This window comes from Novosphingobium gossypii (assembly GCF_050433305.1).
In the GTDB taxonomy this organism is placed as follows: domain Bacteria; phylum Pseudomonadota; class Alphaproteobacteria; order Sphingomonadales; family Sphingomonadaceae; genus Novosphingobium; species Novosphingobium gossypii.
Genome location: NZ_JBNPXM010000005.1, coordinates 238,990 through 257,358, shown reverse-complemented (window position 1 = coordinate 257,358; position 18,369 = coordinate 238,990). Strand labels below are relative to the sequence as shown.

The 18,369-nt window shown below is 64.4% G+C and carries 21 protein-coding genes, 2 tRNA genes and 1 pseudogene; 11 read left to right on the top strand and 13 right to left on the bottom strand.

From position 1 onward, the window contains the following. Positions 1-14: 14 nt before the first annotated feature. On the bottom strand, positions 15-341 hold the full coding sequence (locus GGR40_RS12070; RefSeq protein ID WP_429276474.1) for a DUF3297 family protein: 327 nt from the start codon (positions 339-341) through the stop codon (positions 15-17). Positions 342-419: 78 nt separating this feature from the next. Here GGR40_RS12070 and GGR40_RS12065 point away from each other — a divergent pair. Then, positions 420-494 (top strand) — tRNA-Val (locus GGR40_RS12065). Between the two features lie 60 nt (positions 495-554). Here GGR40_RS12065 and GGR40_RS12060 read toward each other — a convergent pair. Further along, positions 555-686 (bottom strand): hypothetical protein, encoded by a 132-nt coding sequence (locus GGR40_RS12060; RefSeq protein ID WP_429276473.1) that lies wholly within the window; start codon positions 684-686, stop codon positions 555-557. A gap of 200 nt (positions 687-886) precedes the next feature. Here GGR40_RS12060 and serS point away from each other — a divergent pair, with 200 nt between their 5' ends. From serS to GGR40_RS12040, 4 genes are all read left to right on the top strand, one after another. Beyond that, on the top strand, positions 887-2,167 hold the full coding sequence (gene serS / locus GGR40_RS12055; RefSeq protein WP_429276472.1) for a serine--tRNA ligase: 1,281 nt from the start codon (positions 887-889) through the stop codon (positions 2,165-2,167). Positions 2,168-2,323: 156 nt separating this feature from the next. After that, positions 2,324-3,088 (top strand): 5'/3'-nucleotidase SurE, encoded by a 765-nt coding sequence (gene surE / locus GGR40_RS12050; protein WP_429276547.1) that lies wholly within the window; start codon positions 2,324-2,326, stop codon positions 3,086-3,088. Then, complete coding sequence (locus GGR40_RS12045; RefSeq protein WP_429276471.1) at positions 3,085-4,218, top strand: LysM peptidoglycan-binding domain-containing protein; 1,134 nt, start codon at positions 3,085-3,087, stop codon at positions 4,216-4,218. The genes surE and GGR40_RS12045 overlap by 4 nt, the downstream gene beginning before the upstream one ends. After that, positions 4,215-5,252: a potassium channel family protein gene (locus GGR40_RS12040; RefSeq protein ID WP_429276470.1), complete on the top strand. Its 1,038-nt coding sequence runs from the start codon at positions 4,215-4,217 to the stop codon at positions 5,250-5,252. Before GGR40_RS12045 ends, GGR40_RS12040 begins: the two co-directional genes overlap by 4 nt. 12 nt (positions 5,253-5,264) lie before the next feature. Here the strand turns inward: GGR40_RS12040 and GGR40_RS12035 are convergent, their stop codons facing one another. Further along, positions 5,265-5,657, bottom strand: a complete 393-nt coding sequence (locus GGR40_RS12035) for a DUF1761 domain-containing protein (protein ID WP_429276469.1) — start codon at positions 5,655-5,657, stop codon at positions 5,265-5,267. Positions 5,658-5,785: 128 nt separating this feature from the next. Here GGR40_RS12035 and rimO point away from each other — a divergent pair, with 128 nt between their 5' ends. From rimO to GGR40_RS12015, 4 genes are all read left to right on the top strand, one after another. Further along, entirely contained in the window at positions 5,786-7,165 is a 1,380-nt protein-coding gene (gene rimO / locus GGR40_RS12030; RefSeq protein ID WP_429276468.1) for a 30S ribosomal protein S12 methylthiotransferase RimO, read from the top strand. A 244-nt stretch (positions 7,166-7,409) separates the two neighbouring features. After that, positions 7,410-8,072 carry a thiaminase II gene (gene tenA / locus GGR40_RS12025; RefSeq protein ID WP_429276467.1) on the top strand — a complete coding sequence of 221 codons (663 nt, stop codon included), beginning with the start codon at positions 7,410-7,412 and terminating at the stop codon, positions 8,070-8,072. Between the two features lie 235 nt (positions 8,073-8,307). Beyond that, positions 8,308-9,069, top strand: a complete 762-nt coding sequence (locus GGR40_RS12020) for a competence/damage-inducible protein A (RefSeq protein WP_429276466.1) — start codon at positions 8,308-8,310, stop codon at positions 9,067-9,069. Positions 9,070-9,100: 31 nt separating this feature from the next. Then, positions 9,101-9,595, top strand: a complete 495-nt coding sequence (locus GGR40_RS12015) for a hypothetical protein (RefSeq protein WP_429276465.1) — start codon at positions 9,101-9,103, stop codon at positions 9,593-9,595. A gap of 111 nt (positions 9,596-9,706) precedes the next feature. Here the strand turns inward: GGR40_RS12015 and rplA are convergent, their stop codons facing one another. The 6 genes from rplA to GGR40_RS11985 form a co-directional block, all read right to left on the bottom strand. Further along, positions 9,707-10,408 carry a 50S ribosomal protein L1 gene (rplA, locus tag GGR40_RS12010; protein WP_429276464.1) on the bottom strand — a complete coding sequence of 234 codons (702 nt, stop codon included), beginning with the start codon at positions 10,406-10,408 and terminating at the stop codon, positions 9,707-9,709. A gap of 4 nt (positions 10,409-10,412) precedes the next feature. Further along, a complete protein-coding gene (rplK, locus tag GGR40_RS12005; RefSeq protein WP_429276463.1) occupies positions 10,413-10,844 on the bottom strand; it encodes a 50S ribosomal protein L11 in 432 nt (143 codons plus the stop codon). Positions 10,845-11,124: 280 nt separating this feature from the next. Next, positions 11,125-11,661, bottom strand: coding sequence for a transcription termination/antitermination protein NusG (nusG, locus tag GGR40_RS12000; protein ID WP_429276462.1), 537 nt, complete (start codon positions 11,659-11,661; stop codon positions 11,125-11,127). 29 nt (positions 11,662-11,690) lie between these two features. Next, positions 11,691-11,885 (bottom strand): preprotein translocase subunit SecE, encoded by a 195-nt coding sequence (gene secE / locus GGR40_RS11995; RefSeq protein WP_008830820.1) that lies wholly within the window; start codon positions 11,883-11,885, stop codon positions 11,691-11,693. Between the two features lie 144 nt (positions 11,886-12,029). Further along, entirely contained in the window at positions 12,030-13,667 is a 1,638-nt protein-coding gene (locus GGR40_RS11990) for a hypothetical protein (RefSeq protein ID WP_429276461.1), read from the bottom strand. 59 nt (positions 13,668-13,726) lie between these two features. Continuing rightward, positions 13,727-13,802, bottom strand: a tRNA-Trp gene (locus GGR40_RS11985). A gap of 125 nt (positions 13,803-13,927) precedes the next feature. Between GGR40_RS11985 and aat the strand changes: the two genes are divergently transcribed. Further along, the gene (gene aat / locus GGR40_RS11980) at positions 13,928-14,764 is read left to right on the top strand and encodes a leucyl/phenylalanyl-tRNA--protein transferase (RefSeq protein WP_429276546.1); all 837 of its coding nucleotides are present in this window, start codon (positions 13,928-13,930) and stop codon (positions 14,762-14,764) included. A 35-nt stretch (positions 14,765-14,799) separates the two neighbouring features. On the opposite strand, the pseudogene GGR40_RS11975 reads toward aat, so the two are convergent. Next, positions 14,800-14,982: pseudogene (locus tag GGR40_RS11975) on the bottom strand (DUF2155 domain-containing protein); the annotation flags it as partial. 250 nt (positions 14,983-15,232) lie between these two features. After that, positions 15,233-15,640, bottom strand: coding sequence for an NADH:ubiquinone oxidoreductase subunit NDUFA12 (locus tag GGR40_RS11970; protein ID WP_429276460.1), 408 nt, complete (start codon positions 15,638-15,640; stop codon positions 15,233-15,235). Positions 15,641-15,834: 194 nt separating this feature from the next. On the opposite strand from GGR40_RS11970, the gene GGR40_RS11965 reads away from it, so the two are divergent. After that, positions 15,835-16,929, top strand: a complete 1,095-nt coding sequence (locus GGR40_RS11965; protein ID WP_429276459.1) for an extracellular catalytic domain type 2 short-chain-length polyhydroxyalkanoate depolymerase — start codon at positions 15,835-15,837, stop codon at positions 16,927-16,929. Between the two features lie 304 nt (positions 16,930-17,233). Here GGR40_RS11965 and GGR40_RS11960 read toward each other — a convergent pair whose 3' ends face one another. Both GGR40_RS11960 and GGR40_RS11955 read right to left on the bottom strand, forming a co-directional pair. After that, positions 17,234-17,722 (bottom strand): DUF192 domain-containing protein, encoded by a 489-nt coding sequence (locus tag GGR40_RS11960; RefSeq protein WP_429276458.1) that lies wholly within the window; start codon positions 17,720-17,722, stop codon positions 17,234-17,236. After that, the gene (locus GGR40_RS11955; RefSeq protein ID WP_429276457.1) at positions 17,723-18,343 is read right to left on the bottom strand and encodes a regulatory protein RecX; all 621 of its coding nucleotides are present in this window, start codon (positions 18,341-18,343) and stop codon (positions 17,723-17,725) included. Positions 18,344-18,369: the final 26 nt, after the last annotated feature.

The window sequence follows — 18,369 nt, the reverse complement described above, 5'->3', positions numbered from 1 at the left end:
CTGGGCAGCAAGCCTCAGCCCTTCTTGGCAACCGGCGCGTCCTCGCCGAGATCTTCGTACCAGGCCTCTACCGGACCGACGAGCTTGATGGTTAGCGGATTGCCCTTGCGGTCCAGCGTCTTGCCGGCCTGCACGCGCACCCAGCCTTCGGAAATGCTGTATTCCTCGACATTGGTGCGCACGGTGCCCTTGAAGCGGATGCCGACGCCGCGCTGCAGCTTGTCCTGATCGAAGAACGGGCTGCGCGGGTTGATCGCCAGATGATCGGGCGGCACGTCCGGACCGGAGGTGACGGGAGCGGCCTGCGGCGCGGATTCGGGCGTGTTGGTGTCTTCAGTCATGCCGATGCGATTTATCTTGCAATCACCGCTTGTCAATTCGATCCGCCCTGTCTAAAGGCGCGCTTCCGCCAACGGAGCGGGCGCGTAGCTCAGCGGTAGAGCACACCCTTCACACGGGTGGGGTCACAGGTTCAATCCCTGTCGCGCCCACCATCCTTAGAAGAGGATGGTGATCCGGTTCAGCGGTGTTCCCGCCAGCTCTATCCTAACGGCTCATTCCGGGCCCAGCAGCCGCCATTGCTTGTGGCTTATGCGATAGACGCCGGCGCCGCACCCTTCGCATTTGCCCACATAGTGCAGCCCGTCCCACTCCACCTTGTGGCGATCGACCTTGTGCTTGTTCATAGAGCAGCGAATTGTTTGCGGTAAAATGGACATGCGCCCCCTGTCGCCACCGCAACGATGAACGCCCGGTTACAGGACGTGCACCCCGCGACGACCCGATGAATGCATGAGGCCGACGCGGTTTTTTGCCTCCACATCCGCGACATTCGCCGCGCTTCGTCTTGCGGGTGAAAGGCGCAGGCGGCATAGGCTCGGGCACTATGCACGACATCCGCCAGATCCGCGAAAACCCCGAAGCCTTCGACGTCGGCCTTGCCCGCCGCGGCGTGGCACCCGTATCCGCCGCGCTCGTCGCGCTTGACGAACAGCGCCGCGCCGTCGCCACAAGGCTGCAGGAAGGGCAGAACCGCCGCAACGACGCCTCCAGGGCGATCGGCAAGGCGATGGGTTCGGGCGATGCCGCAACGGCAGAAGCATTGAAGGCCGAAGTCGCCGCGCTCAAGGACACCCTGCCCGCGCTTGAGACTGAGGAAAAGGATCTTGCAGCCCGGCTGCAGGACGCGCTTGCGGGCCTGCCCAACATCCCCGTCGCCGAAGTCCCTGATGGCGAGGATGAGGCGCAGAACGTCGAGGTCGCGCGCTGGGGCACCCCGCGCACCTTCGACTTCACGCCCAGGGAACACGCCGACCTCGGCCCCGCGCTCGGCCTCGACTTCGAGACGGGGGCGAAGCTGTCTGGCGCGCGCTTCACGTTCCTCAAGGGGCAGATGGCGCGCCTGCATCGGGCCCTGGCGCAGTTCATGCTGGACACACAGACCGCGACCAATGGCTTCGTGGAATGCAACGTGCCGCTGCTGGTCCGGGACGAAGCCGTCTACGGCACCGGCCAGTTGCCCAAGTTCTCCGAAGACCTCTTCCGCACAACCGATGGTCGCTGGCTGATCCCCACTGCCGAAGTATCGCTGACCAACGCGGTGGCCGGCGACATCCTCGACCCCACGCAGCTGCCTCTGCGCATGACCGCGCTCACCCCCTGCTTCCGTTCGGAGGCAGGCGCAGCGGGCCGCGACACGCGCGGGTTCATCCGCCAGCACCAGTTCGAGAAGGTCGAGCTTGTCACCATCGCCAGCCCGGAGGAGAGCGAGGCCGAGCATGAACGCATGGTTGCCGCTGCCGAGGGCATACTGCGGGCGCTGGAACTGCCTTACCGCAAGGTGCTGCTCTGCGCCGGAGACATGGGCGCCACGGCGCGCAAGACGTTCGACCTTGAAGTCTGGCTGCCGGGCCAGGGCGCTTACCGTGAAATCAGCTCGATCTCGAACTGCGGCGACTATCAGGCGCGCCGGATGAACGCCCGCTACAAGCCGGAAGGTGCGAAGAAGACCGAGTTTGTGCACACGCTGAACGGGTCGGGCCTGGCAGTGGGACGCACGCTGGTGGCGGTTCTGGAGAACTACCAGCAGGCCGACGGTTCGGTGACGGTACCGGCAGCGCTCAGGCCATGGATGGGCGGCATCGAAACGCTGGACGTGCTGGCCTGACGTTCTGGAGCGTTTGAAACGTGGGAGGCCGGACGGGATGGAGCAGAGTCCCGCCCCCCGTCCGCCTGAACTTTGGCGTCTCGAAGCACCGCGCCAACATAGTTGGGCATGATTTCCGCGCGACGCCTGCCGCGCGATATGGTTAAAGGCATGAATATGCGCATTCTCCTCACCAACGACGACGGCATCAACGCCCCCGGCCTCTATGTGCTGGAGAAGATCGCCGCGCAGCTTTCGGACGATATCTGGATCTGCGCACCGAGCGAGGAACAGTCGGGCGCGGGGCATTCGCTGACACTCAACCGCCCGGTGCGGATGCGCCAGCATGCGGAAAAACGCTTCTCGGTCACCGGTACGCCGACCGATTCGGTGACGCTGGGCCTCAAGAAGGCACTGCCGGGGCCGCCGGACCTGATCCTGTCGGGCGTCAATCGCGGCGCCAATCTGGGCGATGACGTGACCTATTCGGGCACTGTCTCGGCAGCACTGGAAGGCGCGCTGGCGGGCATCCGCTCGATCGCGCTTAGCCAGGTGCCCTCTCGGGAGGATCTGGGCGACGGCGTCGACTTTTCCGCGGCCGAGGAATGGGGCGCCAAGGTGCTGCGCCCCCTGCTGGATCAGCCGTTTGCACCGCGCACCCTCGTCAACGTCAACTTCCCCCCGCTGCTCGGCCGCGACGTAAGAGGCATCCGCGTGGTGCGCCAGGGCTTCCATAACTACGCGCGCGGCTCGGTGGTCGAAGGGCGCGATCCGCGTGGCTTTCCCTATTACTGGTTTGGCCTTCACGGGATCGAACACACACCCGGTCACCAGACCGACCTGGAGGCGATCGCGGAAGGCTACGTTTCGGTGACCCCGCTGCATCTCGACCTGACGCACGAAGCCTCGCTGCAGGCGCTGGCCGGGCAGTTTGGCGCATGAAACCTGCGCTATTCCTGGCGGCGGCGCTTGTAAGCACACCCGCTCTGGCCGCGCCCGAGGGGAAGGACACGGTCCACGTCGTCCAGTCGGGCGAGACGCTGAACGGCATCGCCAATCGGGCGGGCGTGCCTGCCAGCGCCATCGTCAAGGCGAACGCGCTCAAGGAACCTTACGTCGTCCGGGTCGGGCAGAAGCTGGCTATTCCGCACATTGCGACGGCAAAGGCGGCGGCAACTGCAGCCAGGGACAAGCCGGCACAAACTGCGAAATCGACGCAGGGGGCCAAGGCTGCCGACGCAGCCGCCCCTGCCGCAAGACAGGTCGCCAGCGCCGCCCGCGTGATCGAGGCTCGCGCGCCAATCGCCGCCAGCGCTGCGGATTACGAAACCGAGCATCTCGTCGCGCCGGGTGAAACGCTAGGCGGCATCGCCGCGCGCGCCAAAGTCGCCCGCGTGCTGATCGCCGAGGCCAACGGTCTGCAGCCGCCCTATGACGTGCGCGTCGGCCAGAAGCTGAAGATTCCGCGCACGGGCCGCCACCGGGTCAAGGCGGGCGAGACGGGGTTCTCGATCTCGATGGACACGGCGGTTCCGTGGGAACAGATCGCGCTGGCCAACAACCTCGATCCGGATGCGCCGGTGAAGCCGGGCCAGAATCTGCTGATCCCCACCCTGCTCGACCCACCCGCGACCGGCGCCCGGACGTTGGCGGCCAGGCCCCCGGCATCCGCTGCTCCAGCCACGGCGTCAAAGTCCGCGCGGTTCGCCTGGCCGCTTACCGGCACGGTACGGCGCGGCTACGCCACCGGGTCCGACTATCACGATGGCATCGACATTCCCGCGCCCAAGGGCACCATGGTCAGTGCCGCCGCTGCCGGAACGGTCAGGTTCGCGGGAGAGGAAAAGGACCAGTTCGGCAACCTCGTGGTGCTCGACCATGGCGACGGCTGGTTCACCGCCTACGGCTTTCTTAGCCGCGTGACGGTGAAAGAAGGCGGGAAAGTCGCGGCGGGTGAACGCATCGGCCTGGTCGGCGATACGGGCCGCGCCAAGGGCGATGAACTTCATTTCGAAGTGCGGCAGGATGGCCGACCGGTCGATCCGCTGGGCCAACTGCCAAAGGCTCCGTGAGCAAGCCCAGCGCCCCCCGGCAGCTGGCTCGCCAGTTGACCAAGCCGCTCAAGCGGGCGGTGGATCTGCCGGTCTGGGCAGACCTTGGCCTTCGGCTTGGCGGAGCGTTTGCGCTGGTGATGTTCGTGGTGCTGATCCACTGGATCGACCGCGACGGGCTGAAGGACACGCACGACGGGACCGTCAGCTTCCTCGACGTATTCTATTTCACGATGATCTCGATCACCACGACGGGCTTCGGCGACATTGCCCCCGTCAGCGACAAGTCGCGCCTGATCGAGGCGGTCATCGTCACCCCCATCCGCTTTGCCGTGATCTTCATCTTCGTGGGCACGGCCTACAACTACTTCATCAAGCATAGCTGGGAGAGCTGGCGCATGAAGCGCATCCAGGAACGGCTGTCAGACCACGTGGTCGTGCTGGGCTTCGGCGTCAGCGGATCGCAGGCGGTGCAGGAACTGATCGCGCGCGGGACCGACCCGGCCTGCATCGTCGTCGTCGATCCTTCGTACGGCCGGCTGCGCCATGCCGAACAGCAGGGCTGCAACGTGCTGGAAGGCGACGCTACGCGCGACGAAACGCTCTCCGCCGTCCGGATCGAGGCCGCGCGCACGATCCTGGTATCGGCTGGGCGCGACGATACCTCGATCCTGATCGTGCTAACGGCGCGCCATCTGGCGCCCGGCGTGCCGATCACCGTGGTGGTCCGCGCCGACGACAACGAATTGCTGGCCCGGCAGGCCGGCGCCGACAACGTCATCAATCCGGTACGCTTCACCGGCCTGCTGCTGGCGGGATCCGCCGAAGGCCAGCACATCGCCGACTACATGTCCGACCTCGCCTCAGTGGATGGGCGGGTTCAACTGGTCGAACGGTCCGTACGTCCCGAAGAGATCGGCAAATCGCTCGATCAGTTGCAGACCGGCAAGGGCGTGCGAATCTATCGCGGCGAGCAGTGCATCGGCTTTTGGGAACCGGGCGCGCAGGCGCTGCAGGCGGGCGACGTCGTCGTCGAGATCGCCGTCACACCCTGAAGCACCGCGACCTTACCCCAGCAACCAGAATACCAGGCCCATCGCCAGATAGGCGACCAGCCAGAACGCGCAGTCGATCACCCGGCGCATCGGTTCGGTGCGGCTGCGGGCATGGGTCAGCCACACCGCGGGCATCACGAAGGCGATCGCCAGCCCGCCGCTCTGCATGAAGTAGAGCCACGGCTTCATTGCCAGCGTCTCGCTGCCGATCCGCGCCAGTGCATGGCCCAGCATCGCCGCACTGATGAGGAACACCACGGTCATGGTGACGTGCCCGCTGGCCCGCTCCGCATCGCCGCGCGCGATCTGCCGACGATCAGGGAACAGCACGGTGTTCCACACAATCCCCACGATCACCGCAAGCGCTGCGGCCAGCACTACGGCTAGCCAATTCACCGGACCCATCACCCAATCTCCTCAAGCGTGCCCCTGTCTTGCAGGCTACGTACACTTGTGCAAGTTTTGCGAATCACACGCAAAGTTCGTTTTTCGTGACTCGGCGCCCATTTGCGGGTATCGGGCGCGCCAATCCCATGGCTATCGAACTCCCCTCCCCGCCGAAAGTCGGCATGGTCAGCCTCGGCTGCCCCAAGGCGCTCGTCGATTCCGAGCGCATCCTCACCCGCCTGCGCGCGGACGGCTACGACATGAGCCCGGACTATTCCGGCGCTGACGTCGTGCTCGTCAACACCTGCGGCTTCCTGGACTCCGCCAAGGAGGAAAGCCTTGCCGCCATCGGCGAGGCTATCGCCGAGAACGGTCGCGTCATCGTGACCGGCTGCATGGGCAACGAGGCCGAGGCGATCCGCGCGAAATTCCCGCAGGTTCTCGCGGTGACAGGCGCGCATCAGTACGAGGCAGTGGTCGAAGCGGTGCACGAAGCGGCGCCGCCCGAACTCTCGCCCTACCTCGACCTGATCCCTCAGGCCTACGACGACGCCGGCGTCAAGCTGACCCCGCGCCACTACGGCTATCTTAAGATTTCGGAAGGCTGCAACCATGCGTGCAGCTTCTGCATCATCCCCAGCCTGCGCGGAAAGCTGGCCAGCCGCCGCATCGACGCGGTGCTGCGCGAGGCCGAGAAGCTGGTGCAGGCAGGCACGCGCGAACTGCTGGTGATCAGTCAGGACACGTCGGCGTACGGCGTCGACGTCCGCCATGAAGAGCGCATGTGGAAGGACCATGCAGTCCGCACCCACATGACCGATCTGGCCCGCGAACTGGGCGGCTTGCGCGATGCATCAGGCCGCAAGCCGTGGGTTCGCCTGCACTACGTCTACCCCTACCCGCACGTCGATAACGTCATCCCGCTGATGGCCGAAGGACTCATCACGCCGTACCTGGATATCCCCTTCCAGCACGCCGCACCGTCAGTGCTCAAGGCAATGAAGCGCCCGGCCAACGAGGCCAAGGTGCTCGACCGCATACACAAGTGGCGCGAAATCTGCCCGGATATCGCGATCCGCTCCAGCTTCGTCGTCGGCTTCCCCGGTGAAACCGAAGCCGATTTCCAGTACCTGCTGGACTGGCTGGACGAAGCGCAACTCGACCGCGTCGGCGCCTTCCGCTTCGAACCGGTCGAAGGGGCCGCCGCCAATCACCTGCCCGATGCAGTACCCGAAGCGGTCAAGGAAGAACGCTACCAGCGTATCATGGAAAAGACCGCCGCGATCAGCGCCGCCAAGCTGGCTGCAAAGGTCGGCCGGGTGCTGCCGGTGATCGTTGATGAGGTGGGCGAAGCGGACGAGGACGGTGACGTCGGCGCAACCGGACGCTCACAGGCAGACGCGCCGGAGATCGACGGCAACGTCTTTCTGCGCGATGCCGCAGGCTTGCAAGTAGGTGATATTGTTGAAGTTCTCGTCGAAGATGCGGACGAGCACGACCTTTACGGAGCCGTTCTGCAAAGTTGACACACAGCGCACGGCCCGCGATCGTTGCAAGCCATGCAACTGTGATAGCGCTTTGCGCGTTTGCGGGAATCGGCTCTGAACAGCATATGAGGGGTGCCTTTCAGGCATCCTCTCCCAAAACTTATACAGGGCTGGTCTTCGGACCGGCCCTTTCTTTTTGGCTGCGTCAAAGACCATCGATTGACGTGTTTGCATCCGATTCCTAAGCCGCCGATACATGTCCGGCGTCAGAGGGAATCCATCCATGAGTTTCTGCCAATCGGTCTGGGAGGATGTCGCTTCGCTACGTCGGGCAATTCTCGACCATCCGTTTCTGATCGAACTGGCGGATGGCACGCTGGCACCGGAGAGCTTCCGCCACTACATCGTGCAGGATAGCCTGTACCTGGCCGAATACGCCCGAGCCCTTGCGCTGGCCGCAGCGCGTGCGCCGACCGCTGCGGGAAGGCTGGAATTCTCCGACGGCGCCAAAGTGGCCGTGCAGGTGGAAGAAGCGCTTCATCAGGCCTTCTTCACGCAGTTCGGCGTCAGCGCCGAAACAGCCCACTGTGCAGAACCCAGCCCCGAATGTCTGGCCTACACCAGCTACCTGACGGCGCTTGCCGCGACCCGCAGCTACGAGGAACTGATCGCCGGGATCCTGCCCTGCTTCTGGGTCTACTGGGAAGTCGGTTGCCATGTGAAACCGCGAGCCGCCGCCCCGAACCCCTACGCTGCGTGGATAGACACTTATGCGGCGCCTGCTTTCGGGGAAGCTACCCACCGCGTGTGCCAGCTGGTCGATGAAGCCGCAGCCGAGGCGACACCATCCACGCTAGCGGCCATGGCCCGCGCGTTCCATCATGCAACGCGTTATGAATGGATGTTCTGGGATTCCGCGTACCGTCGCGCCACATGGCCAATCTGAAGCCTGTAGCGATCCGCGCAATGTTCGAGTTGCATTCCTTGCAACTTTGCTCAATCTTTTCGCATTTGCAGCAAAGGTCTGATTCGGACATAAGGATCGGGCCTTTCAGGCATCCTCTCCCAAAACTTCTACAGGGCTGGTCTTCGGACCGGCCCTTTCTTTTTGGCCGTATGGCAGGGATTTACCAGCCTGCGCAGGGTGGCGGTCGGCACACAATTGCCCTAGCGATACAAGCATGGCTTCTCCGCAGCGAATCTTCACCGCCGCCCTCGTCGTCATCGGCGACGAAATCCTGTCTGGCCGCACGCATGACAAGAACATCGCCCAGGTCGCATCCTGGCTTCAGGTGCAGGGCATCCGCCTCAGGGAAGTACGCGTGGTGGCCGACGAAACCGCCGCCATCGTCGAGGCTGTCAATACGCTGCGCGCGCGCAACGATTACTGCTTCACCACCGGGGGCATCGGCCCCACCCATGACGACATCACCGTAGACGCCATCGCTGAAGGACTAGACGTTCCGGTGATCGTCCATCCCGAGGCCCGCGCGATCCTTGAGGAATACTACACCACACGCGGCGGACTGACCGAGGCGCGCCTGCGCATGGCGCGTACGCCCGAGGGGGCCAGCCTGATCCCCAATCGCTACACCGGCGCCCCCGGCATCCGAATCGGCAACGTGTTCATCATGGCGGGCGTCCCCAGCATCACCGCAGGCATGCTCGATGCGCTGTCCGGCCAACTGGAGGGCGGCGCACCGCTGCTGGCCGAGACAGTCGGCTGCTGGGTCGGCGAAAGCGAAGTCGCTGGACTGCTGCGCGATACGGAAAAGGCTTTCGCAACCTGCCAGATCGGCTCCTACCCGTTCTGGGCGGAAGGCCGCACTGGCGCGAACTTCGTGGTCCGCTCGGTCAGCGCGGATGATCTTGCCGCCTGTGTGTGCGCCCTGATCGACGGTCTTGCCGCCATGGACCGGCCTGCGGTGCCCGGTGGGATTTGAGCTTGCAGCGCTTGCCGTGATGGCAACGACGATGCCCGCTCCTACGCTCGATCAGTTCGAGGCTACCCTCGCCCGCCATGACAGCGCTACGCTGGCGCTGGAGGAATGGTGCGGCCAGCGCGGCATCCCTGATCCAAAGATCACGGCGCGGATGCTCGCCGCCTCCAACAAGGACTGGCCCGCGGAATTGCCCGGTCGGCTGGGTCTTCACGATGACGAGGGCATCGCGCTGCGCCATGTGCAACTGAGCTGCGGTGGCACGGTGCTGTCCGTCGCGTGGAACTGGTACGTCCCCGGCCGCCTCACCCCCGCCATGAACGAAGCGCTGCGTTCCACCAACGTGCCGTTCGGCAAAGTGGTTGCGCCACTGCGTTTCCGGCGCAAGGCTCTGGCGACCGTCATGGGGCCGGCAGAGAACTGCCCGGCGGACACGATTTCGACCCACCGCGCCATGCTGGTGCTGCCAGACGAACGGCCCCTGGCCTATCTGGTGGAATGCTACGCAGCAGCTAACCTGGCTCTCTGACGCCATCCGGATCGGGTCCGAGGTGATCCCAGCCTCATAATCCTGCACCAAAGAAAAGGCCGGGAGGTTTCCCTCCCGGCCCTTCTGTGTCCGTGGACGTCGGCGCTGAAATCAGGCGCCGGCGATCTCGGTGGTGTCGATCTTCAGGCCCGGGCCCATTGAGGACGAGAGCGAGATCTTGCGGACGTACTTGCCCTTGGCGCCAGCCGGCTTCGCCTTGACGATCGCGTCGACGAAGGCCGAGAAGTTGGTCTTCAGGTCGGCGTCCGAGAACGACATCTTGCCGATACCGGCGTGGATGATACCCTGCTTTTCGACGCGGAACTCGATCTGGCCGCCCTTGGCGTCCTTCACAGCCTGCGTGACGTTCGGGGTGACGGTGCCCAGCTTCGGGTTCGGCATCAGGCCCTTGGGGCCCAGCAGCTTACCGAGACGGCCGACGACGCCCATCATGTCCGGGGTGGCGATGACGCGGTCGTAGTCGAGGTTTCCGGCCTGCATGTCTTCCATGAGGTCTTCGGCGCCAACCTTGTCGGCACCGGCGGCGAGAGCTTCGGCAGCCTTGTCGCCCTTGGCGAACACGGCGACGCGAACGGTCTTGCCGGTACCGGCAGGCAGCGAAACCATGCCGCGGACCATCTGGTCTGCGTGGCGCGGATCGACGCCCAGGTTCATCGCGACTTCGATGGTCTCGTCGAACTTGGTCGCCTTGACGTCGCGCAGAAGCTGCAGCGCATCATCGACGGCGTAGAACTTCAGGTTGTCACCGAGCTTGGCTGCGAGAGCCTTCTGGTTCTTGGTCTGCTTGGCCATGATCTCAGCCCTCCACCACTTCGAGGCCCATCGCGCGAGCGGAGCCTTCGATGATCTTCGTTGCGGCCTCAATGTCGTTGGCATTGAGGTCGGCCATCTTGACCTGGGCGATTTCGGACAGCTTCGAACGCTGGATCTTTCCGGCGGAAACCTTGCCCGGCTCCTTCGAACCCGACTTCAGGCCAGCGGCCTTCTTGATCAGGAAGGTGGCCGGCGGCGTCTTCGTGACGAAGGTGAAGCTGCGGTCAGCGTAGACGGTGATGATGGTCGGGATCGGCATGCCGTTCTCGAGTTCCTGCGTGGCGGCATTGAACGCCTTGCAGAATTCCATGATGTTCACGCCGCGCTGACCCAGAGCCGGACCGATCGGCGGCGACGGGTTGGCCTTGCCTGCAGGAACCTGCAGCTTGATGTAACCGGTAATCTTCTTGGCCATGGGGCCACTCCTTTTCACACTGTCGCGCCCGTTTGCCCCATTGGCGAACCGACGCTCATGTCTAGCGGTTTTGGCGGGGACCGTGTGAGCAGCGCCCCTCCCGCAGGGAATCGGTAACGGCAGGCCGCCTTCACCGAAGTGCGCGCCCCTATACGAAAACCGGGCGCATGGGAAGAGGCGGTTTCACAGCGTGACGATGCCGTTCTCCTGCCACGCTCCCGAACGCAAAACGCCCCGCACGAAGCGGGGCGCCTGTATCGTGTGCGACGGCGAAAAAGCCTTACTTGCTGAGTTCGACGTGCTCGAATTCCAGCTCCACCGGGGTGGCGCGGCCGAAGATCGACACCGCGACCTTGACGCGATTCTTGTCGAAATCGAGTTCCTCGACGATGCCGTTGAAGCTGGCGAACGGGCCGTCCAGCACCTTGACCGAATCGCCGATCTCGTAATCGATGTTGACGGTCTTGCGCGGGGTAGCGGCCGCAGCCTCGGCGGCGCCGAAGTAGCGCGATGCCTCAGTCTCGCTGATGGCCTGCGGCTTGTTGTTCGCGCCCAGGAAACCGGTGACCTTCGGGGTATTCTTGATCAGGTGGTAGACGTCGTCGTTCAGCGTCAGCTTGGCGAGGACGTAGCCCGGCATCGTCTTGCGCTCGGTTTGGATCTTCTTGCCGCGCTTCACTTCGGTAATGGTTTCCGAAGGAACCTGCACGTCCTCGACGAGCTGCGAAAGGCCGATGCGCTCGGCCTCGGTGATGATGGCTTCCTTCACCTTGTTCTCGAAGCCGGAATAGGCGTGGATGATGTACCAGCGGGCCATGTCTGTCTCTTTGTCCTGAATTCTGGCGATTAGAGGGCGTTCAGCAGCGCGCTGACGACCCAGCCGAACAGCGCGTCGATGCCGAGGAAGAAAACCGCCAGGAGCACCGTCATCAGGCCGACGAAGATCGCGGTGGTGACCGTCTCCTGGCGCGAGGGCCAGTGGATCTTGCGCGTTTCCGCCTGGACCTGGCGCATGAATTCGCCGGGGGTGATCTTGGCCATTCTTACGTCGCTCTCTAACTATGCCGCGTCCCAGCCACAGTGGGGAGCGCGGAAATCTGCGATTCTTCCGCCTAGGGGCCATCGCCGCCCCGGCCGGGGCCGGGAGGGGCTGATGATGTCCGCCTGTCGGGAGGAGACGGGGATTTAGCTCCCGTCGCCCGGATTTGCAAGGTCCACCGCATCCGGCAGGCGCGCAAGGAACGAGTTAGGCGTTGCATAGACGATCCGCGCCCCGTCCGGGATCGCCACCGGCGCCTTCGTGCCGATGTACCACAGGTAGTCGGCGTGGCGCGCGGGCTTGAACTTGCGCAGGTCGATCCGCTGGCTGTCGCTGTAGAGGATGCGCTGCGTCGGATCGTTGAAGCGGTAACGAGTCTCGCGCATCGCCAGCATGTGCACGTCGGGCAGCGCGAAGTTGGAATTCTCCATCGAACTGCGCCGCACCACTGCATAGCTGCCGAAATGCTCGAAAGGACCGAAGAACCACTGCCGGCGCGGAATCGCGATCGCAGTCGCCACGCGGGCGCCTTCGGGCACGTGGTCCATGGCGCCGATCAGATGCCGGGCGGTCTGCGCATCCTCGTACCAGACCACCGTGGTCACCGCGATGCGGGCGGAGAACAGCAGCCCCGCCAGCGCCAGCCCCCAGCGCGGCACCGGCCAGTCGATGGCAAGGCACGCCACCAGCAGGGCGGCGGTGCTCAGGCGATAGTCGGCATAGTCGCCGCCGAAGATCTGGCGCGGAACCACCAGGGTCAGGATCAGCAGGATCAGTGCCGCCCAGCCCACGCGCCCGTCGAACCGCCGGATCACCAGCGCCGCCGCGATCACCGCTACCACCACGCACAGGCTGGCGATGTCGAAGGTCATGTCATAGCTGCGCATCGCCCGGTACAGGATCTGCCACTTGTACTCGAGCACGCCCCAGCGTCCGTAGGACACCTTGGAATTGGCGCCCATGCCCAGCAGCATCGGCAGGATCGGGAAGATCAGCGGCCACGGCTTCACGAACGGGCGCCAATCGCGCCAGCCGCTGCGCTTCGACCATTCGTAGCCGAAGATCAGCACACCCATCACGCCCCAGCCCGAGACATGGCACAGCCATACAACGAAGCTGGCCGGGATCATCACCGCCCAGCGCCAGCGCCAGTTCTCCAGCCGCACCCAGGCGGCCAGCACGAACAGCGCAAAAGCGATGGACAGCGAGTAGTTGAGGAACCCCATCAGGAACGAGGGCGACCAGATCATCGCGAAGGCGAGGATCGCGCCAACCCCGATGCGCTTGCGAAGGCTCCATTCGACGGCCATGATCGCCATGCCGGTCAGGAACGGGATCGCCGCGACGATGAAACGGCCTGCCGCCTCAAGCCCCAGCAGCGGGGTCAGCGGCACCATCAGCAGTTCGGCGCCGAGGTTGCCCGTCCACTCCCACTTGAACAGGAAATAGCGGGTCAGGAACGGGTCATGGCCATGATCGAGCATGACCTTGAACCCTGCAAGGTGCGACGGATAATCGGTCATCTGCGGCGCCCAGGCGACGATGGCGGGCAGCATCGCCAGCAGCGACAGCACGATCCCCATCCACAGCGCTTCGTGGCGCGTGCGCAGATACCCTTCGCTTACAGACGTTTCGCTTACCCGGGCGGCTTCGCCCTCTACGGTGTCAGGATGCGCGCTGGCGTGCATGTGCGACTGGATCTTCCCGCTTGTGCCCGAATCGGCGAACGGGCTCTCGTTAAAGCAACTCGGCCCGCAATTGAACGGCATGACCTGCACCGACATGCAGGACTTGCCTCTCGATTCTCCCCGAAGGGGCGATTATCGCGATCTTGGGAAGATGCTGGCAGGAGTGGAGGGACTCGAACCCACGGCCCTCGGTTTTGGAGACCGATGCTCTACCAACTGAGCTACACTCCTGCGGGCTGGGCGGCCTCTAATCGGAGACTGGGTGGATGGCAAGCGGCGATTGTGGACAAATGACACATGCGCCTCGCGATGCGCAGCAATTGGCACTTTGCCGTGCGTTCTGCTAGGACGTGACGGTGCACGCTCCCCGGTCCAACCCGATCATCGAGCCGGAACTCCTGATGCTCGCCTACCGCAGCGGCATCTTCCCGATGTCCGACGCCCGTGACGATCCGGAAATCTTCTGGATCGAACCGCGCCTGCGCGCAATCCTGCCGCTTGACGGGCTGCATGTCTCGACTTCGCTGGCGCGCAGCCTCAAGCGCGGCCGGTTCGAGGTCACCTGCAACCGCGCTTTCTCGCAAGTGATGGACGCCTGCGCCGCGCCAAGGCGCGCGCGCGCGGATGAGGATGGCGGCAGCTGGATCAGCCACCGCATTCAGGAAAGCTACGAGAACCTGCACTTCCTGGGCCATGCCCATTCCATCGAAGTGTGGCGCGAAGGCGAGCTGGTGGGCGGCCTCTACGGCGTAGGGTTCGACCGGGTGTTCTGCGGCGAATCGATGTTTTCAAAGGCAAGCGATTCGTCAAAAGTGGCGCTATGCTGGCTGGTGGCGGCGCTGCGGCGGGGTGGGGTCACCTTGCTCGACTGCCAGTTCATGACCTCGCACCTCGCCTCGATGGGCGCGGTGGAAATGCCGCAGAAAGCGTATCTGGCCCTGCTTCAGAGGGCGCAGGCAGGGCAAACAGCCGCAGACCGCAGAACACCGGATCACTGCTCGACGGCAGGTTCCTCGATCGGTTCGGGATCGGCGGCGGCCGACGCGGATGCGGTTGCCGCAGGGGAGGCCGCAGGTGCCGGTGTGCTGGCACTGCCGGACGCATTGGACGCCCTGCTGGGCGACGCGTCGTCCTCGGGGCTGGCTTCCTCACCGGGGAAGCTCATCGCGCAACTCTTGACCCAGACGTCATAGACCGGGTGTTCCACCACGTTGGCGCCGGGGTTGTTCTTGAACAGCCAGCCCGAGAACACCTTGTTCCACGCCAGCTTTTCCGCAGTAGACCGGCGCTGCTCAACGAAGACCTGAACGAACGCGCCCTCTTCCTGCGGCTTTTCCCAGGGCAGCGTCTTTTCGCAAGTCGCCACCTTGACCACCAGATTGCCAATCCGGCGCGATTCGCCCGGCTTCATCACCAGGTCCTGCGTCAGGTTGTTGCGCTTGTTGAGGACGCCCAGCGTAACCACACGATCCTTGTTGGGCGTGCCGATCTGCTGCCCCTTGGCCGCCTGCGCCGGGCCTGCCTGCATGCCCGCAATGGCATCGGGAACGCTGGTGTCCTGCACATCGGGAGGAGGCTCGCCACCGCAGGCAGCCAGAGCCGGCAGCAAGGAAAGCGCGAGTCCCCGGGCCAGACCTTGGACGCGAATCACACCTAAAGCCTCAGGCTTCCGGCGACCAGGCTTCGTAGTCGCCGGTGGCGGCAGCACGACGGCCACCACGTTCCAGGGCGCCCTGCGGTCGATAGGCGGTTGCAGTGCCGGTGGCGTTGGGGGTGTAGTCCACTTCCCAGATGCGCGGCGCCGGCAGGTGGCTCTCGGGCACGCCGTCATAGGAATGATGCAGCCAGCCGTGCCATTCGGAGGGCACGTTGCTGGCATCGTTGGCGCCTGCGTAGATCACCCAGCGGCGCTCGTATCCCTCGGTGGTTTTCACCTTGGCGCTCTTGGAACGGAAGTACTTGTTCCCTTGCGCGTCGGTGCCGACATGCTCGCCATTGCGCGAGCTCCAGAGCGAGGTGCCGATGGTGGCGCCGTCCCACCAGGTGAAGATCTTGGACAGGATTCCCATGTGCCGCGCACTAGCCCCGATCGCCCCACGAAGGCAAGCGCCTTGCACGCATGGCCCGCCGGAAAATGACCACGAAAATGGATGTTGCGGACAGCCGTTATGGAGGCATCACGATATGGACAGTGCCGCGCGGCTAGGGCAGTCTCACTCGCACAAGAGCAAGTACGGCCGCACGAAAATACGGGGAAAATCGCATGCACCGCCTGCTCACTGCCGCTCTAGTTCTGCTAGCCGCGCTGGTGCGACCCGCCTTGGCCGCTGCACCGGCGGAAATCCCCGCGCTGCCGCATCTTGGGGCGGAGGTTCAGCGAACGTCGGTGTCCGGGCTGTCCTCCGGCGGGTTCATGGCGGTCCAGTACGCTGTCGCCTTTTCCGAAACGACCATCGGGGCCGGGATCGTCGCAGGCGGGCCCTATGGCTGCGCTGCTTACGGCGCTTCTCAGGCTGGTGGCCCCTCGGCCTTGCGGCGGGCGGGGGAATGCATGAAGGGGCAGAACGTGAGTGCTCCCGGCATTGCCGCGCTGCTGGACAAGTACCGCGAGATGGACCTCATCGACGCACCAACGGCGATCGCCCGGCAGCGGCTGTATCTTTTCCACGGCGCGAGTGACTCGGTCGTTTCCGGCGCGACGATGAATGCGCTGGATGCCTTCTATCGCACGCGCATCAAGGGCGAAGGCAACCTGCTCTATGTCCGTTCCATCAAGGCAGGACACGCTTTTCTGTCGGACGATCTGGGAGACGATTGCGCAGTGCCAACGGCTCCGCCTTACATCAGCCGCTGTCGCAACGGTACCAGAATTTACGACCAGCCCGAAGCGATCCTGCGGCACATCTTCCGCCGCCTGCGGCCAAAGGCGAAAGCTTTGTCCAGTACCCCGCAACCGTTCGATCAGCGCCCGTTTCGACGCGGGCAGTCCAGCCTGGACGACACCGGCTACCTTTACGTTCCCGCACCTTGCCATGCTGCCGGGTCGAAGTGCGTCGTCCATGTGGTGTTCCATGGCTGCCTGCAGGGTGCGCGCGGCGCAGGCGCAGTCGCGGGCGTGGGAGACGCGATATATGGGCGGCTCGGCTACAACGAATGGGCAGACAGCAACCGGATCATCGTTCTCTATCCCCAGGTAATCCCAAGTGCAGCGGCGCCGTTCAATCCAATGGGCTGCTGGGACTGGTGGGGTTATGACGGCGGCATGAAGGGCCTGTTCGCCACCTTCCCTACGCGCGAAGGCACCCAACTTTCAGCCGTCCACGCCATGGTCAAGGAACTCGCAAAGGAGGCGCGTTAAGGCGCGCATGCCCATTTGGAGCAAGCAGCAGCAGCCACACAAAACGGCAAGGCTGGCATCTAACCGCCCAACAGTGTGTCGACGTAGATAACGCCCGGAAGTTGCCGCCAATAGAGATGATGTCGCCCATGCAGCGTCGTCCGGATTTGAGATGCCCGGCACCCCTTCTTCAAGCGAAGCAATGGGGGTTTGGCAGCCGGAGCATTATTCAGCCTCAGCGAATGTTACAACGACAAGCGCGCCCTGCTCTCATATCCAGACACGCCCCGCACGCTGGATGGGGCAAAGGCTGCAGTCGCCGCTATTACCAGCTGACCTTGTCGCCCGGCTTGATGCCCAGTTGCGCGGCGCGGCCGCCGATGAGTTCCAGCACGCCGGAGGTGACGCCGTCGGAAGGCAAGGGGGTTTCATCATAAGGCACCGCATTGGCGGCGATGTTGAGAATACGGTGGTCAGTGCCGATGAAGATGATGTCGAGCGGGATCACCGTGTTGCGCATCCAGAAGGCCGCGCGGCGGGGCGGCTTGTTGGGGAAGATCATTCCTTCGTCCGCCCCCATGGCGGTGCGGAACATCAGCCCCTGCTCCTGCTGCTTGAAGGTCGAGGCGACTTCCACCTTGAAGGCGTGGGTACCGTTCGCGGACTTTACCTTGAGATCCTTCACCGGCAGTCCCGATACCGGATGGACTGCCTGCGTCGCGGAAGCCTTGGCAGTGGCCTCATGTCCGCCCTGCGAACAGGCGGCAAACGCCAGCAGCAGGGAAACGGCGATGGTGGAACGGGTTAGTCGCATTCAATAGTCTCCGAATTCCATCGCGCCTGAGTCATCGGGCGAATCACGCACCCATTCTTCCAGCGCATCGGCATCTTCGCTCTCCACGATCCGGCGTGCGATGTCGAGCGGGTGCCCGGCACGCAACATCGCTGCAAGCTGCTTGTCGCGCGTTTTTGGATCGACCGCCGTCCGCATCGCGAACGGGCCGAACCGCCGCCGCCGCGCCAGAACCAGCGCGGCCTGCCGCTGTTCGCCGATACCGGGCCGGGTCTCTGCCCCCAGCGCCTCTTCGACGCCCGCCTGCCCAAGAGCTTCGCCCACGCGGCGCGCGCCGTACCCGCGACGCAACAGGCTGCCCGCCTTCATCCGTGCCCAGGACGCATCGTCCACGTAGCCCTTGTCAGCATAACGAGCGACCAGTTCCTCCACCGGCGCCGACCCATCTTCGCTGCCCTCTTCGTCTCCGGCCCAGCCCCGTTCCCTCAGCTTGCGCTGCAGATAACCGCGCAACCTGGCTTGCGTCGTAGCGAAACGCGCGACATAGGCCAGCGCCAGTTCCTCCAGCCGGCTCGGGGTCAGGGGTTGCGGGCCACGCGAATCTGGCCCTCGTGACTGCTGATTACGACGATTGTCCGACATGTTGCCCTATTCGTGCCACACTCAGG

Bases quoted from the DNA above. Each gene is read 5' to 3' on its own strand.
- GGR40_RS11960 (WP_429276458.1), bottom strand. From the start codon at position 17,722: ATGCGACTAACCCGTTCCACCATCGCCGTTTCCCTGCTGCTGGCGTTT.
- GGR40_RS12070 (WP_429276474.1), bottom strand. From the start codon at position 341: ATGACTGAAGACACCAACACGCCCGAATCCGCGCCGCAGGCCGCTCCC.
- tenA (WP_429276467.1), top strand. From the start codon at position 7,410: ATGAGTTTCTGCCAATCGGTCTGGGAGGATGTCGCTTCGCTACGTCGG.
- rimO (WP_429276468.1), top strand. From the start codon at position 5,786: ATGGCTATCGAACTCCCCTCCCCGCCGAAAGTCGGCATGGTCAGCCTC.
- serS (WP_429276472.1), top strand. From the start codon at position 887: ATGCACGACATCCGCCAGATCCGCGAAAACCCCGAAGCCTTCGACGTC.
- GGR40_RS11965 (WP_429276459.1), top strand. From the start codon at position 15,835: ATGCACCGCCTGCTCACTGCCGCTCTAGTTCTGCTAGCCGCGCTGGTG.
- GGR40_RS11955 (WP_429276457.1), bottom strand. From the start codon at position 18,343: ATGTCGGACAATCGTCGTAATCAGCAGTCACGAGGGCCAGATTCGCGT.
- rplA (WP_429276464.1), bottom strand. From the start codon at position 10,408: ATGGCCAAGCAGACCAAGAACCAGAAGGCTCTCGCAGCCAAGCTCGGT.
- GGR40_RS12020 (WP_429276466.1), top strand. From the start codon at position 8,308: ATGGCTTCTCCGCAGCGAATCTTCACCGCCGCCCTCGTCGTCATCGGC.
- GGR40_RS11990 (WP_429276461.1), bottom strand. From the start codon at position 13,667: ATGTCGGTGCAGGTCATGCCGTTCAATTGCGGGCCGAGTTGCTTTAAC.
- GGR40_RS11970 (WP_429276460.1), bottom strand. From the start codon at position 15,640: ATGGGAATCCTGTCCAAGATCTTCACCTGGTGGGACGGCGCCACCATC.
- surE (WP_429276547.1), top strand. From the start codon at position 2,324: ATGCGCATTCTCCTCACCAACGACGACGGCATCAACGCCCCCGGCCTC.
- GGR40_RS12060 (WP_429276473.1), bottom strand. From the start codon at position 686: ATGAACAAGCACAAGGTCGATCGCCACAAGGTGGAGTGGGACGGGCTG.
- nusG (WP_429276462.1), bottom strand. From the start codon at position 11,661: ATGGCCCGCTGGTACATCATCCACGCCTATTCCGGCTTCGAGAACAAG.
- secE (WP_008830820.1), bottom strand. From the start codon at position 11,885: ATGGCCAAGATCACCCCCGGCGAATTCATGCGCCAGGTCCAGGCGGAA.
- GGR40_RS12015 (WP_429276465.1), top strand. From the start codon at position 9,101: ATGCCCGCTCCTACGCTCGATCAGTTCGAGGCTACCCTCGCCCGCCAT.
- GGR40_RS12035 (WP_429276469.1), bottom strand. From the start codon at position 5,657: ATGGGTCCGGTGAATTGGCTAGCCGTAGTGCTGGCCGCAGCGCTTGCG.
- rplK (WP_429276463.1), bottom strand. From the start codon at position 10,844: ATGGCCAAGAAGATTACCGGTTACATCAAGCTGCAGGTTCCTGCAGGC.
- GGR40_RS12045 (WP_429276471.1), top strand. From the start codon at position 3,085: ATGAAACCTGCGCTATTCCTGGCGGCGGCGCTTGTAAGCACACCCGCT.